This is a genomic window from Corynebacterium sp. KPL2838, from assembly GCF_040225455.1.
In the GTDB taxonomy this organism is placed as follows: domain Bacteria; phylum Actinomycetota; class Actinomycetes; order Mycobacteriales; family Mycobacteriaceae; genus Corynebacterium; species Corynebacterium rhinophilum.
Genome location: NZ_JBEHFT010000022.1, coordinates 22,283 through 36,722 on the forward strand (window position 1 = coordinate 22,283; position 14,440 = coordinate 36,722).

Sequence of the window (14,440 nt, forward strand, 5' to 3'; positions counted from 1 at the left end):
ACCGCCTACCCGTTAAGCTGGACAGGTGAAGATTCCGGCAGAAGTATTTGCTCGTTCCCCCGAGCCCACGCTCGGGGTGGAATGGGAAGTCGCGCTCGTGGACCGTGACTCGCGCGATCTCGTCCCGCGCGGGGCTGAGCTCATTGATCTCGCTACTGCCGCCCACCCCGATATTCACGTGGAAAAAGAATTCCTACAGAATACGGTGGAACTAGTCACGGGCATTTGCTCCACGGTGCCGGAAGCCATTGCGGAGTTAGAAACTTCGTTGGCCGCCGTGGAAGAAGCCGCGGCCAAGCTCGGCATCGACGTGTGGGCCTCTGGTGGGCACCCGTTTACGGATTTCCGGGAAAACCCGCTTTCAGATAAACCCAGCTATCAAGAGATCATCGCTCGCACCCAGTATTGGGGAAAGCAGATGCTGTTGTGGGGTACCCACGTCCACGTTGGCATCAGCCACGAGGACCGCGTCTGGCCCATCATCAATGCGCTGATGACGAAGTACCCCCACCTTTTGGCCATTTCTGCATGCTCGCCGGGGTGGGAAGGATTGGATACGGGCTACGCCTCCAACCGCACGATGCTCTATCAACAGCTGCCTACCGCTGGCATGCCCTACCAGTTCTTCACGTGGGATGAGTGGCAGTCCTATATGCGGGATCAGGCGATTTCCGGGGTCATCAATCGCACCGGCTCAATGCACTTTGATATCCGCCCGGCCTCGAAGTGGGGCACCGTAGAGGTCCGTGTATCTGATGCCACCTCGAACCTGCGAGAGCTATCCGCCGTCGTCGCGCTAACGCACTGCTTGGTCGTGCATTATGACCGCATGATTGATGCCGGCGAGGAGTTACCCGTTTTGCAGCCGTGGCACGTGGCGGAAAATAAGTGGCGCGGGGCGCGCTACGGCATGGATGCCCTCGTTATTACCTCGCGCGATACGGACGAGGCCTGGGTCAAAGATGAATTGGCGCAGATGGTAGAAGAACTAACGCCCTTAGCCCGCGAGTTAGGCTGCACGGAAGAACTGGCCTTGGTGCACGAAATCATCGACGGCGGCGCCGGATACGAACGCCAACGCCGCCTCTTCCAAGAAACCGGCAGCTGGCGCGATGTCGTCGAAGAAACCTGCCGCGAGCTTCACACCTTCCGGCCGGTGCGCTAATTAGCTAACCGATCGCCGACTGGGCCTGCGCACTCAGTGATCGCACGCCTAGAGCCGCACTGGAAGTAGCTGGGCGCGGCCGACGCGGCGGCGCGGAGATGACTGCTGCACCCCACGGCGGCGTGCTGCTAGTCGTTATCGAGGGCGTGGCGGCCACCGTAGGACGGAGGAGCCGGAATATCGGTATAGCCCTCGGTGGACGGAAACTCGCGGGTTTCAGGGTTAAATACCGGGAACTGTGCGGTTTCGTCGGTAGTGGCAGCACCCCGTGCGGCAGCGCCAGACGTAGGTGCACCAGATGCGGGAGCGCCGGTTGCCTGAGTGTGCTGCGGCTGAGCAGCACGCTGTGCTGCGTGCCGTCCGCTGGGGGCGTCTTCCTCGCTGGGCTGGGTGCCAGGGATAAATCCCCACAGCGCATAAAAGGCGATGTAGAGGATGCCGGAGCCGGTGAAAAAGAGCAGAGCCCAAGGCTGGAAGTCCACATGGTTCAGAGAGCGGTTGGAGGCTTCGAGCCAGAAAGCTGCGGAGACAAAGGGCAGGAGCACCACGCACATGGCCGCGAAGGAAATGAGTGCTGTTACTTGCGCGCCGATAACACCGCGCAAACGCTTGCCCAGTGCCTGGTTGACGGAGATGAGAACCACGATAGCCAGCGGGAAGATCCAGACCCAGTGGTGGTACCAGGAAAAGGGCGAGACCAAGCATGCGCTAATGCCGGCAATGGACATGGCGGCGGAGTTATTCTTGTGCTTCATCGCGGTGCGCAGGGCCAGGCAGGTCAAGACGAAGACGACCGCGACAGCGGCGAGCCACATCCAACCGCCGTCGATGCCCCAGGCGCGCACCATGACCGAGCGAATAGATTGCGCACCAGGGTTGGTGTGTTCACCCACGCGGGAGGAATTAAAGATGGCATCGGTCCAGAACACCCCGGCATCCGGAATGGTGACGAAACCAATCGCAACGGTCACCGCGAAGGTAAGGACGGAGATAACCGCCTGCCACCAGCGCCTCTGGAAAAGGAGCACTAAGCCCATAAAGGCTGGGGTGAGCTTCAAGCCTGCGGCGAGGCCGATGCCAATTCCTGGCAGTGCCCACTTCTTTGGAATGACGTCGAGGGCAACCAAGAACATCAAAAAGACGTTGATCTGGCCGTAGAACAAGGTGCCGTACATCGGCTCTACAGCCGGGGCGCACAGCACCAGCAGGATGGCAACCACCCAGGTAAACGGCGAAAGTTTAAGGCCGCGCTCGTGGAAGACCATGAGGATGACGGCCAATAAGGCAAGGATGGTGCCGCCTTGCCAGAGGATGATAAGGGGGTCATCGGCAAGCGCGGAAATCCACTTGAACAGCGTGCCGGCAAAGGGAGGATAGGTAAAAGGAAGATCGCCAATATAGGCATTGTCATAAAGATTGGCGCCATCAGCCACCTCGCCGCCGGCGAGCCAGTAAATCTTCAAATCCAGCGGCACGCGCCAGATGAAGGCATTGGGGCCGTCGTATTTGCTATAGCGGGAGATGCTGAAAATAAAGAAGGCAACCAAAAGGGCGGCCAGAGTAGGCAGTCCGTAGAGCTTTTTCACGGTTAAAGGTGCCTCCTATTTGCGGCGCAGCGAACGGCCGGCGGGGCGGTCATTGCGCGACATCGATTCCTCGGAACCATACAGGCCTTCACGGCGTGCAATGCGTGAGGTGCGCTGCGCGGTTACCGGGCTGGTAAACATCGCAAACAGTACCAGCAAAATAAGCATACCCAAATCACCACGCTCGGCCATACTGAAAGATTCCGCGCCAGTAATTCGGATGAACGCACCCATGATGGTGAGGATGAGCCCGGTGGTCTGCGGCTTGCTCACGGCGTGGACGCGGGACATCGTGTCCTTAAAGCGCGCCAAGCCAATGGCGGCGGCGAGGATGAGCAGGCTGCCGCTGATGACGAGGATGAGCGAGAGGATATCGGCGATTAGAGACCAACTCATTGGTTATCCCTCTTCCTAAACCTGGTAACAGACACGGTGGAGATGAAGCCGAGCAGCGCGATGACCAGCATGGCCGAGACCACGGAGGTATCTAGCGACCAGCACATATAGGTCGCCAGCGCGCATTGGAACATGGCGGTAAAACCGTCCATTCCCACCAGCCGGTCGAGGGAGTTGGGCCCGGTGATAATGCGCCAGACGGTAATTAATACGGAGACCCACAGCAAGAATGCGGGAACCAGCAGGATGGCATGATAGATCTGCGGATCCATTATGGGTGGCTCCTTTCAAAGATCTCGATCATGGAAGATTCTAGACGGGACACGGCATCGATTTCGCGCTGGATCTGCGCCTCATCCCGAGCATCCAGGATGTGGATGGTGATCATGCGATTGGCGATGTCAATGTCTGTCACCGTTCCACCCGGCTGCAGGTTGTACAGGGTCACCGCAAGGGAGAGAATGAACTCATTTTCCAGGCGCATCGGCAATTCCAGGATGGCGGTTTTAGGCAGCGGCTGCGGCCGGGAGGCCAGCCAGCCCACCTTGAGGGAGGCATAAAACAGCTCCCAGAACCAGCGCAGCATGTAGCGCAGGAATTTGCCCCACGCGACCTCGACGCCGGCAATCGGCATCGCCGGCAGCGGCAGGGCGAAGACGATGACCAGGGCGACGAGGAGGCCGCCGACGACATTGCCCACCGTGATTTCACCCATGAGCATGCACCACATGACCGTGATCCAGACGGTAAACCACGGCCGGAATCGGTAGCGCACACCGGCAAAGCGGCTCTTAGTCATCGCGGGCCTCCTTCTTTACTGGGGTAGGGCTTTCTGGGGCCTCCGATTTCGCCGGTGCGTCCGAGCTTGGCTTCTCCTTGTCGCCGGATTCCGGATCGTGCGCCGGGCCGGGTTCGGGCAGCAGGTGGCTGCGCTCCTTGTAGGAGTCCGCGCCGCCTTCGTAGCGGTCCTTCTGGTCAAGGTGCCGGGTGGGGTTATCTGCATTTTCGCCCAGTACGGCGTACTGATAAATGGAGGTATCCTGCGCGGATTCGGCCGCGCGGGAGGTGACACCGGAAATCGGGCCAGCCAGGAAGGTAATCGAGGTCGAGGCGATGACCAGCAGCGCCGTGGCGCCTACCATGCCGAACGGCACGCGGCCGACATCCTGGCGGGAGGAAAATTCGACCTCATCGGTGATATCAGACAGCGGGGCCGGGCGGGCCAGGGCGACATTGCCTTCGGGGGCATCGGCGCGATCGCGCTGGAAGCCCTTGGCCCAGACCAGCATCATGACGTAGAGCGTCAGCAGCGAGGTCACCAGCGCGCCGCCGATAAGCACCCACGCCAGCCAGGAGCCTTCATTGGCACCTGCCTGAATGAGGATGATCTTGCCCAGGAAGCCAGAGAACGGCGGCACGCCGCCCAGGTTGATGGCCGGGATGAAATACAGCACGGCGATAAGCGGGGCGGAATACATCAGCGAACCCAGGCGCCGCAGCGAGGACGTACCGGCTTGGCGCTCGATAAGGCCGACGACCAAGAAGAGCGCGGTCTGCACCAAAATGTGGTGGATGGCGTAGAAAATGGCGCCCGAAAGCCCCTGGGCGGTGCCCAAAGAGACGCCGAAAATCATATAGCCGATGTGGCTGACCAGCGTAAAGGAGAGCAAACGCTTAATATCGGTCTGCGCGATGGCGCCCAAGATGCCCACCAGCATGGTGGCCAGCGCCACCCACATCAGCACGGTATCGAGCCCACCATAGGTAAAAATGGACGTGCGCGCGCGGATGATCGCATACACACCGACCTTGGTCAGCAGACCGGCGAACACGGCCGTGACCAGCGAGGGCGCGGTGGGGTAGGAGTCTGGCAGCCACGCGGCCAGCGGCACCACTGCTGCCTTAATGCCAAAGGCCACGAGCAAGGTGGCGAAGATGGCGGTGCGGGTGCCTTCCGGGATGTCCTGCATGCGTTGGCCAATCTGGGCCATGTTCATGGTGCCGACGGAGGCATAGACATATGCCAGGGCCAGCAAGAAGATCATGGATGAGGCCATCGAGACCATCACATAACCCACGCCAGCGCGCACGCGGCCTGCCGATGCCCCCAAGGTCAACAGCACATACGAGGCCACGAGGAAGACCTCGAAGCCGACGTACAGGTTAAATAGGTCGCCGGCCAAAAAGGAGATATTCACGCCCATGGTCAGCAACATGTAGGTGGGCAAAAAGACCGCGACGGGTTCATCCTTGGTGCCATCGCGCACACCCTGGGAAATGGCGTACCAGATGACTGAGAACAGCACCACGGAGGAGGTAAAGAGGATCATCGTGGACAGTCGGTCCGCCACCAACGTGATGCCCACGGGTGCGTCCCAGCCGCCTATCTGCAGGGTCTGTATGCCATGGAAGTCCACTATTATGATCAGGCTCGCGTTCACCGCAGCCGTAATCAGCAGGGAGAAAAAGGCGATCTGGCGCTGCACATTCGGCATGCGGGCAAACAGCAACGAGAGCGCTGCAGCCACGGCCGGGATGATAATGGGCAGCGGGATAAGCACACCGACGTACGGGTACATCGTTTCGGCAGCTTGGTGGAATGGCTCAGTCATCTTCGGCTCCCTTCACCGGCTCCTCGAAGGATTCGGGGCCGAAATTATCGCCTTCCTTGGTGGCGCGCCCAGTGGCGGGGTCATTGGAGGCATCGTGGTCTGCGCTAGCCGCGGCATTGCCGGGCTTGGAGGCCTTGGCGGCAATCGCGGTATCTTCGGCGTCATCTTCAATGACGTCGGCGGTGCGGTAGCGGTACTGGCGGTAGGCCAAGGTAAGGATGAAGGCCGTCAGTGCCATGGAAATGACGATGGCGGTAAGGATCATCGCTTGGGTGAGAGGATCCGCAATATCGCTGCCATAAGGCTCGGCCTCGCGGCCATCGATGGGCGGTGAACCCGCAGGGCCGCCGGCCTGCAGCATGAAGAGGTTGGCGCCATTGCCCAGCAAGAGCAGCCCGAGCAGCATCTTGGTCATGGCTCGGTCGAGCAAAAGGTAGATGCCCGCAGAAACCATTACTCCGGCGGCGAGCAGGAGGAAGAGGTTGGCTTGCATTTATTTCTCCTTTCCTGCGTTGTCCCCGGAACCTGTGCCGGAAGAGCTCGTTGCGGCTGGTATCTTTTCTTTTTTCTTCTCTTGTTTTGCGCCCGCTGGGCCTTTTGCTTGGTGCTGCGCTCCCGGTTCTTCCGCGCTAGGGAACGGGCGCGGTCGCGAGCGCGCTGCTTACGCATCTCTTCTTCCTCATCCAGCTTGGCGCCGAGCGAGCTGAGCACGTAGAGCGTCAGCCCCACGACGATGAGGTAGACGCCCAAGTCAAAGACCAGCGCTGAAGGCAGCGAGACCGCGCCGATAAGCGGGATCTCGGGTGAGGTATATCCGCTGGTAAGTGGCGGGTAGCCAAAGAACATCGGTACTACCACCGCCAGGGCGGAGAAGGAGAGGCCAGCGCCCATGGTGCGCCCGGCATCGATGGGCAGGGCCTCATCGAGCTCCGCGCGGCCACCGGCCAGGTAGCGCAGGATGAGCGCGAGAGCGGCCACAAGGCCACCGGCGAAACCGCCGCCTGGCGCATTGTGCCCGGCGAAGAAGAAGTAAAACGACAGCGCCATCATGGAGGGGAAGAGCACGCGGGTGGAGACATCGATCATCAGCGAGCGGTTGAGCGCCTGCTCCGATTCCGAGCCCGCGGCCAGCCAGCGCCGACCCGTGACCTGCAGGGTAGGCCGGCGGCTGTCCCTTGAGAAGGATTGGGTGCGGTAAATCAGGGAAGCCACACCGAGCGCGGCGATGATAATGACCGTGATCTCGCCAAAGGTATCCCAGGCGCGCAGGTCCACCAGCAAGACGTTGACGGCATTGGCGCCGTGGCCAATCTCCTTGGCCAGCTCCGGCATGTACTGCGAGATGGGTTCGGCAGACCGCGCGTTGATGGCGAACATCGCCACGATGGTGACGGTCAGGCCGGTGCCAACGGATAGCCACGCGCGCAAGCGGCCCATCTTCGGGTCCTGCTTCCACTCGGTAGACGCCGGAATGCGGCGCAGCACCAGCATGAATAGCACCATGATGATGGTTTCTGTCAGCAGCTGGGTCAGCGCCAAGTCCGGGGCACCGTGGATGGCAAAGACGAAGGACAAGGAATAGCCGGTAATGCCGACGATGATGACGGCAGAGAGGCGGTTATCGGTGACCGTGGCGGCGATGGCGGCCACCATCATGATGATGGCGGCGACGACCTGCCAGGGGTTTTCTGCAACCACCATGCGGATATCCGTGAGATCACCGGTAATCAGCATCGTCAGCAGCAGCACCATCAAGGTGGCGAAGATAACGGTCAGGTTGAGCTGCAGCGAACCGCGCTGGGTAACGGCCGTGGTGCGCAGGGAGAGCTTGCGCAGGGTGGAGATGACCTTGTCGTAGACAGCGTCGGCATCACCAAGCGCGGGGTACGCAAACTGCCATTGCTCTAGGACCTGGCGGCGCCAGTGCACGATGATTCCGGCCACGATGATGATGGTGGATACGCCCAAGGTCACAGACCATCCGTGCCAGAGGGCCAGGCCGTGGTGATCGCTTGCCCCGAAGGTGGAATCGAGGTGCTGATCGATGGCCACCGAGAGCGCCTGCGGCGCGAGCCCAAGCACGATGGTCAGCGCGGTGAGCACGGCCGGGGCAAGCCACAGGCCCACGTTGACCTTGTGCATCGTGGCAACGGCCTTAGAGACGCCGTCTTTATCGTCCGGGAGGTTCTTGGTGGCAAAGGCGCCCCACAAAAAGCGCAGGGCATAGGCCATGGTGAGGATGGAGCCTGCCACATAAGCCACCAGGATCATATTGCGCGGCATACCAATGAGCAGCTCTTCGTGCATGGTGGATTCCAGCACGGCCTCCTTGGATACAAAGCCAAAGAGCGGGGGAACGCCCGCCATGGATAGGGCCGAGATAACGGCGAGGCCGTAGAGGAAGGGCTGCCTGCGGCCAAGTCCGGATAGCTTCGTAATATCGCGCGTGCCGGAGCAGTGATCGATGGCGCCGACCACCATGAATAGTGCAGCCTTAAAGAGTGAGTGGGCAAAGGTCAGCGCCAGGCCCGCCTGCATGGCTTCCCGGGAGCCAACCGCCACGATGGAGGTAATAAAGCCCAGCTGGGAAACCGTGCCATAAGCCAAAATCAGCTTGAGGTCCTTTTGTTTTAGCGCCATCCAGCCGCCGAGCAGCATGGTAAATACGCCTAAGGAAATGACCACGAGGTGCCAGGTGGCTACCTCGTACATATCCGGTGCCAGGCGCGCGACCAGGTAAATTCCGGCCTTGACCATGGCCGCGGAGTGCAGGTACGCCGAGACCGGGGTTGGCGCTGCCATCGCACCCGGCAGCCAGAAGTGTGCCGGCACGATAGCGGATTTGGTGAGCGCACCGACCAGGATGAGCACGATGGCGACGGTGACGTACGGCGTTTGGGGGAAGTGATCGTATGCGCTGATTTCGCTAAACGTCCACGCCCCGGTCTGCCGGCTGAGCAGGCAGATGCCCATCAGCATGGACAGGCCGCCCATGACGGTGACCATCAGGGCCTGTTGGGCGGCGCGGCGCGAGGAGGCGCGCTCGGCATAGTAGCTGACCAATAGGTACGACAAGAGGGAGGTGATCTCCCAGAAGACGTACATGAGCAGCAGGCTATCGGAGGTCACAAGCCCAAACATGGCGGTGGCAAAGCCCACCATCTGGCTGGCGAACATGGCAAGCCGGCGGCGCGTGGAATCGAAATAGCCCCAGCAATACAGCAGGACCAAGGCGCCCATGCCTAAGATGATGAGGCTAAAGAGCCCGCCCAGGGCATCCATGCGCAGATCCACGGCGAGGTGCGCGGCCGGCATCCACTCGATGGTGTAATTCAGCGCGCCGCCGTCGCGGAAGGTGCCCCGGGCAAAGTGCGCGAGGGTCCACACGAAACCGACACCGGGAACTATTGCCAATAAACCAAAGGCTGGGCGGCCCACATTCATAATGAGCAGCGGTGCAACCACGGTGGCAACGATGAGGGCACCCAGAAGTATTAGCACGTTGGAATCTGCGCTCCTTAGGTTGTGTCAAGTTCTCAGACCCTCGTTGCCGCGGGGCGTGACGATATGCACCGGGAGCATATACACACCAAGACAGTTCGTACTCGGCCGAGTACGAACTGTCCCACTTGTGCAAGCAGCGTGGCCGGAAACGGGGTCAACTCGTCGAAATTTTACCGGTTTTTCCACAACTTCGAAAGATTATTTTTAGCGCACAGTATTATATGCCACCCGTTGCGCGCTTTTTCTACGCGTAACGCTGCAAGAAAAGCGTCTCCGCAGCGGCGACGTGCTCGATCTCGGTGGGATCGACGGACTCATTGGCGGAGTGGATGGTGCACTTGGGCTCCTCCACGCCGTAAAGCGCGATTTCCGCGTTGGGGTGTGCCTCCTGCAGCTCGGTGGTCAGCGGGATGGAGCCGCCCATGCCCTGCGCTGCGGTGTCCTTGCCATAAGCCTCGGATAGGCACTGGCCCAAAAGTGCCACGGCGGGCTTTTCCGGGTCGGTGGAAAAACCAGCATTGGCCTCCACGACCTCCGCCTTGACGTGCGCGCCCCACGGCGCGTGGTTCTTCACGTGCTCGCATACGGCCTCGCCAATGGCGCGGGCATCGGTGCCGGCCGGAACGCGCAGGTTCAGCTTGGCGGCCGCGGTAGCGGGAACGGCATTGACGGCCTCAGCCACCGGGGTAGAGGTAAAGCCGGTCACGGAAATGGCTGGGCGGGACCACACCATGTCTGCCACCGGGGTAGCGCCTTCTGGGGCCTTGGAGCCCATGATCTCGGTGCCCTCGAGCAGCTGCGCATCGCCGCGGAAGGCCTCGGCCGGGTATTCCTGGCCCTGCCAGTGGGCGCTGGTATCCACGCCATCGATGGTGGTGCGGCCGTATTCATCCGTGAGCGAATCCAGCGTGCGCATCAGCGCCTTCACCGCATCTGGGGCCGCGCCGCCAAATTGGCCGGAGTGCACGGGCGCGGCCAGGGTATTGACCTCGACCTCAATCTGCGCGCCGCCGCGCAGGGAGGTGGTCAAGGTGGGCTGGCCCACCGCGGCATTGCCGGCATCTGCAATTAGGATGGCATCGGCAGCGAAAAGCTCCGGGCGGTCCTTGATGAGCTGGGACAGGCCCTCGCCGCCGCGCTCTTCAGAGCCTTCGATGAGGTACTTCAGGTTCACCTTGGTACCGCCATTGGCCTCCAGTGCGCGCAGGGCCGCTAGGTGCATGGCCACGTTGCCCTTGCAGTCTGCGGCGCCGCGGCCGTACCAGCGGGTGGTGCCCTCGGCATCGGCGCGCTCGGTCAGGGTGAACGGATCGGATTCCCAGGCCGCGCGGTCTCCTGCGGGCACGACATCGTAGTGCGAGTACAACAGGACGGTCTTGGCGCCTTCCTCGCCCTTGCGCTCGCCCAAAATTGCGGTGGAACCATCCGCGGTGGTGATGGTTTCTACCGTTGCCCCTGCTTCTTCCAGCGCGGCCTTCACCCACTGGCTTGCGCCCCGGGCTTGGTCTTCCAAGCCCGGCTCATTGTGTACGGAATTGAATCCCACGAGCTCGCTGAGCTGGCGGAAGATGGTGTCGCGGTCGCTACGTATGCTGTCAATCATATCTGTCATGCAATCCACGGTACCTTGAGCGCTTGGGCTGCAATACAGATCCGCACGACAATTCCTATGCATTCCTGCCCGCGCTTGTCGATGCCCCACCTTCCCCACCGCGCCACCTTCCGTCGCCGCCATCCTTCCAAGGGGAAGTGCTACAGCGGTGTGCGGCGGGCAAAAGATCGCTACAGGCAAGCGCGTTGTTTCTTGCAGTAGGGGTGGGAGAGTGCCAGAATGGGCGTTAGCACTCGGACAGGATGAGTGCTAGATAAATCTCCATCGTTGTGGTTGAGGTTGGTCCACACTCACCAGCCATGCCGTCGCGGGCGTCCGCAGCGAGAAAGACGTGAGTGTCGTCCTCAATAAATCCAAGGAGCACAAACACTATGGCAAAGATTATCGCTTTTGATGAAGAGGCCCGCCGCGGCCTTGAGCGCGGCCTGAATACTCTGGCTGACGCAGTCAAGGTCACCCTCGGACCCAAGGGCCGCAACGTCGTCCTAGAAAAGTCCTGGGGCGCACCGACCATTACTAATGACGGCGTTTCCATCGCTCGCGAAATCGAACTCGAGGATGCTTACGAAAAGATCGGCGCCGAGCTGGTCAAGGAAGTTGCCAAGAAGACCGATGACGTCGCCGGCGACGGCACCACCACCGCAACCGTTCTGGCACAGGCACTCGTCCGCGAAGGCCTGCGCAACGTAGCCGCTGGTTCCAACCCAATGGGCATCAAGCGCGGCATCGAGACCGCGACCAAGAAGGTTGTGGACTCCCTGCTGTCTTCCGCAAAGGAAGTAGAAACCCAGGAGCAGATCGCTACCACCGCTGGCATTTCCGCCGCGGACCCGGCAATCGGTGAAAAGATCGCCGAGGCTATGTACACGGTGGGCAACGGTTCCGTAAACAAGGACTCCGTTATCACCGTGGAAGAGTCCAACACCTTCGGCGTAGACCTCGAGGTTACTGAGGGTATGCGCTTTGATAAGGGCTACATCTCCGGCTACTTCGCCACCGATATGGAGCGCCAGGAGGCAGTCCTGGAGGACCCATACATCCTGCTGGTCTCTTCCAAGATCTCCAATATCAAGGACCTCGTCCCGCTGCTGGAAAAGGTCATGCAGTCCGGCAAGCCGCTGCTGATCATTGCTGAGGACGTTGAGGGCGAAGCCCTGTCCACCCTCGTGGTGAACAAGATTCGCGGCACCTTCAAGTCCGCTGCCGTTAAGGCTCCGGGCTTCGGTGACCGCCGCAAGGCAACCCTGCAGGACATGGCCATCCTGACCGGCGGCCAGGTCATCTCCGAAGAGGTTGGTCTCTCCCTCGAGACCGCCGAGCTCGAGTACCTGGGCCAGGCACGCAAGGTCGTTGTCACCAAGGATGAGACCACCATTGTCCAGGGTGCTGGCACCCAAGAGCAGATCGATGGCCGCATCAAGCAGATCCGCGCCGAGATTGAGAACTCCGATTCTGATTACGACCGCGAGAAGCTGCAGGAGCGCCTGGCTAAGCTCTCCGGCGGCGTGGCCGTGCTCAAGGTCGGTGCCGCCACCGAGGTTGAGCTCAAGGAGCGCAAGCACCGCATCGAAGACGCTGTCCGCAACGCCAAGGCAGCCGTGGAAGAAGGCATCGTGGCCGGCGGTGGCGTTGCCCTGCTGCAGGCCGCTTCCGTCCTTGATTCCATCGAGGCCGAAGGCGATGAAGCCACCGGTGTAAAGATCGTCCGCGAGGCACTGTCTGCACCGCTGAAGCAGATCGCTCACAACGCTGGCCTGGAGCCTGGCGTCGTTGCAGATAAGGTCTCTGGCCTGCCTGCTGGCGAGGGCCTGAATGCCGCTACCGGTGAGTACGTCAACCTCATGGAATCCGGCATCAATGACCCGGTTAAGGTCACCCGCTCTGCACTGCAGAACGCTGCGTCCATTGCGGCACTGTTCCTGACCACCGAGGCTGTTGTGGCTGATAAGCCAGAGCCTGCCGGCTCCAACAACGCTATGCCTGACGCTGACGCTATGGGCGGCATGGGCTTCTAAGAGCCCTGCACAACGCCTAGCGCATACTGAGCTCCCGCTCTTATATGCGCCTGAGTCTGGCGAAAGCTGTGGGCCTCAGAGTATACTGAACGTACGCGGGATGCCCCTACTTAGTTCCCAAATTTCGCCGGTAGGGGCGGCCAGGGACGGATCTCTGACTTAGTGTTGTTTTATGTGCGCCTAGTAGCCGACTGGGATTTTGCCCAGTCGGCTTGTTTCGCGGTTATGGGGGTAGGCTGCTGCGGCTTCTTTAACTGAGGCGGGGTCAGGGTAATGCTTGTGATGTCGCGTCATGGCAAAGAAGACGTTGAGTTGTCGGCGAGCGAGTGCGACGAGCATAGCGTTGTGATGCTTGGCCTAACCTCGGAAAGTGGGCACCTCCGGAGGTTAGGCTCAAGTGTCGATTCGATCGCATTGATTGTGGCATTATCAGCGTCGACCACATCATGCTGCACTAGTCATTCTGGCTTATCTCCTTTTACAGGTTGGAAACCTACGCACAACCCTTAGCCACTTCCCATCTACTCAAACGGATCAATACCTAGTGCACTTCGAGTTTCGAAGAAATTACTTCCACATTATTGACTAAAAGAGCACAACAACCCTCTGTAGAATCCACTTTCCGGGCGGAGGCTAGATTGAAACTCCGCTACAGGAAAACTACTGGTAGACACTCCACTTACACGGGCGATGAGCTTAACAACGACACCCCTATTTGTGGTCAATCGAGAGAAGTTATTCCCATAAAGTTACAAAGTTAGCCTATACTGACCGCAGCGTGTCCATGTTGTTCATGTTGTTCGACATTACTTGGCCACACTCAGTCTCATCAGTACAATTTCAGCGATTGAAAAGGATTTGAAGTGGATCTGTTGCTCCAGATTAATGAAATCGTTTCTGGCCCGATAAAAGACTTGTTGGTAGAAGTCTCTGGCGGAAACTTTCCCAATATAAAGCTACCTGAGATTAATTTCCCAGAAGTCCCGCCACTGTCTTCTCCCACCTATCCGGAAAACATCAGTCTTGAAATTGGCGGTTCCTCTTTTGAAAATCTTGGCTCCTCCGAGCAGTTCAATGGTAACGGCTCTTCTGAGTTCTTCAACGATGCAGGCTCTTCCGAATTGTTGAACGATCTTGGTTCCTCTGATTTCGACCTGTTCAACGGGGATGTTTCTCCTGACTTCTTGAACGATTTCAACTCTTCCGATCTCGATCTCAGCGCACTCGGTAGCTTGCTTTAAGTCGCACCGATATGGGGATTTGCGGATGCGTGAAGCTTGAATGAAGGCATAAGCACTTCTTCTGCTTTCACTGACGATATTAAAGATAGGTCAAGTTTCAGTAGACGGAATCCGCAGGAGATGAAATCAGTGCTGGCTTGTTAAAAATACGTCCGGTTCAGTGTGAGCTGGACGTATTTTTCTCTTTTTCAGAGATGAGAACAAAACTGGGGTCAAGTAGCAGGGGGTGTTTCTATGTAGTTTGTCAATCTCGCGGGTGGGGTGGACGGGGGCGGATCCCTAACTCGGGATTTTTAGGTGTGTTGTTTT

12 protein-coding genes are annotated in these 14,440 nt (G+C 59.7%); 3 read left to right on the forward strand and 9 right to left on the reverse strand.

Going from position 1 to position 14,440, the window contains the following annotated elements:
* Positions 1-25 precede the first annotated feature (25 nt).
* On the forward strand, positions 26-1,165 hold the full coding sequence (locus tag ABRP98_RS08175) for a glutamate--cysteine ligase (RefSeq protein ID WP_349858598.1): 1,140 nt from the start codon (positions 26-28) through the stop codon (positions 1,163-1,165).
* Positions 1,166-1,293: 128 nt separating this feature from the next.
* Here ABRP98_RS08175 and ABRP98_RS08180 read toward each other — a convergent pair whose 3' ends face one another.
* The 9 genes from ABRP98_RS08180 to ABRP98_RS08220 all read right to left on the reverse strand — a co-directional run bounded on the left by ABRP98_RS08180 (position 1,294) and on the right by ABRP98_RS08220 (position 11,245).
* A complete protein-coding gene (locus tag ABRP98_RS08180; RefSeq protein ID WP_349858600.1) occupies positions 1,294-2,751 on the reverse strand; it encodes a glycosyltransferase 87 family protein in 1,458 nt (485 codons plus the stop codon).
* A gap of 15 nt (positions 2,752-2,766) precedes the next feature.
* On the reverse strand, positions 2,767-3,147 hold the full coding sequence (locus ABRP98_RS08185) for a monovalent cation/H(+) antiporter subunit G (protein ID WP_005279458.1): 381 nt from the start codon (positions 3,145-3,147) through the stop codon (positions 2,767-2,769).
* Positions 3,144-3,419 carry a monovalent cation/H+ antiporter complex subunit F gene (locus ABRP98_RS08190; protein WP_023018012.1) on the reverse strand — a complete coding sequence of 92 codons (276 nt, stop codon included), beginning with the start codon at positions 3,417-3,419 and terminating at the stop codon, positions 3,144-3,146. Before ABRP98_RS08190 ends, ABRP98_RS08185 begins: the two co-directional genes overlap by 4 nt.
* On the reverse strand, positions 3,419-3,946 hold the full coding sequence (locus tag ABRP98_RS08195; RefSeq protein WP_237801145.1) for a Na+/H+ antiporter subunit E: 528 nt from the start codon (positions 3,944-3,946) through the stop codon (positions 3,419-3,421). The genes ABRP98_RS08190 and ABRP98_RS08195 overlap by 1 nt, the downstream gene beginning before the upstream one ends.
* Positions 3,939-5,759: a Na+/H+ antiporter subunit D gene (locus tag ABRP98_RS08200; protein WP_349858602.1), complete on the reverse strand. Its 1,821-nt coding sequence runs from the start codon at positions 5,757-5,759 to the stop codon at positions 3,939-3,941. Before ABRP98_RS08200 ends, ABRP98_RS08195 begins: the two co-directional genes overlap by 8 nt.
* Positions 5,752-6,252, reverse strand: a complete 501-nt coding sequence (locus ABRP98_RS08205; protein ID WP_284770463.1) for a Na(+)/H(+) antiporter subunit C — start codon at positions 6,250-6,252, stop codon at positions 5,752-5,754. The genes ABRP98_RS08200 and ABRP98_RS08205 overlap by 8 nt, the downstream gene beginning before the upstream one ends.
* Positions 6,213-9,260 (reverse strand): Na+/H+ antiporter subunit A, encoded by a 3,048-nt coding sequence (locus tag ABRP98_RS08210; protein ID WP_349858603.1) that lies wholly within the window; start codon positions 9,258-9,260, stop codon positions 6,213-6,215. Before ABRP98_RS08210 ends, ABRP98_RS08205 begins: the two co-directional genes overlap by 40 nt.
* A gap of 247 nt (positions 9,261-9,507) precedes the next feature.
* On the reverse strand, positions 9,508-10,875 hold the full coding sequence (locus tag ABRP98_RS08215; protein WP_349858606.1) for a dipeptidase: 1,368 nt from the start codon (positions 10,873-10,875) through the stop codon (positions 9,508-9,510).
* 226 nt (positions 10,876-11,101) lie between these two features.
* Positions 11,102-11,245 (reverse strand): hypothetical protein, encoded by a 144-nt coding sequence (locus ABRP98_RS08220; protein WP_156904629.1) that lies wholly within the window; start codon positions 11,243-11,245, stop codon positions 11,102-11,104.
* 1 nt (position 11,246) lies between these two features.
* Between ABRP98_RS08220 and groL the strand changes: the two genes are divergently transcribed.
* A complete protein-coding gene (gene groL, locus ABRP98_RS08225) occupies positions 11,247-12,890 on the forward strand; it encodes a chaperonin GroEL (RefSeq protein ID WP_284785191.1) in 1,644 nt (547 codons plus the stop codon).
* Between the two features lie 863 nt (positions 12,891-13,753).
* Positions 13,754-14,131, forward strand: coding sequence for a hypothetical protein (locus ABRP98_RS08230; RefSeq protein ID WP_349858607.1), 378 nt, complete (start codon positions 13,754-13,756; stop codon positions 14,129-14,131).
* Positions 14,132-14,440 lie beyond the last annotated feature (309 nt).

What these genes read in the sequence shown, in the direction of transcription:
- ABRP98_RS08185 (WP_005279458.1), bottom strand. Translation starts at nt 3,147, where the DNA reads ATGAGTTGGTCTCTAATCGCCGATATCCTCTCGCTCATCCTCGTCATC.
- ABRP98_RS08190 (WP_023018012.1), bottom strand. Translation starts at nt 3,419, where the DNA reads ATGGATCCGCAGATCTATCATGCCATCCTGCTGGTTCCCGCATTCTTG.
- ABRP98_RS08195 (WP_237801145.1), bottom strand. Translation starts at nt 3,946, where the DNA reads ATGACTAAGAGCCGCTTTGCCGGTGTGCGCTACCGATTCCGGCCGTGG.
- ABRP98_RS08200 (WP_349858602.1), bottom strand. Translation starts at nt 5,759, where the DNA reads ATGACTGAGCCATTCCACCAAGCTGCCGAAACGATGTACCCGTACGTC.
- ABRP98_RS08205 (WP_284770463.1), bottom strand. Translation starts at nt 6,252, where the DNA reads ATGCAAGCCAACCTCTTCCTCCTGCTCGCCGCCGGAGTAATGGTTTCT.
- ABRP98_RS08215 (WP_349858606.1), bottom strand. Translation starts at nt 10,875, where the DNA reads ATGACAGATATGATTGACAGCATACGTAGCGACCGCGACACCATCTTC.
- groL (WP_284785191.1), top strand. Translation starts at nt 11,247, where the DNA reads ATGGCAAAGATTATCGCTTTTGATGAAGAGGCCCGCCGCGGCCTTGAG.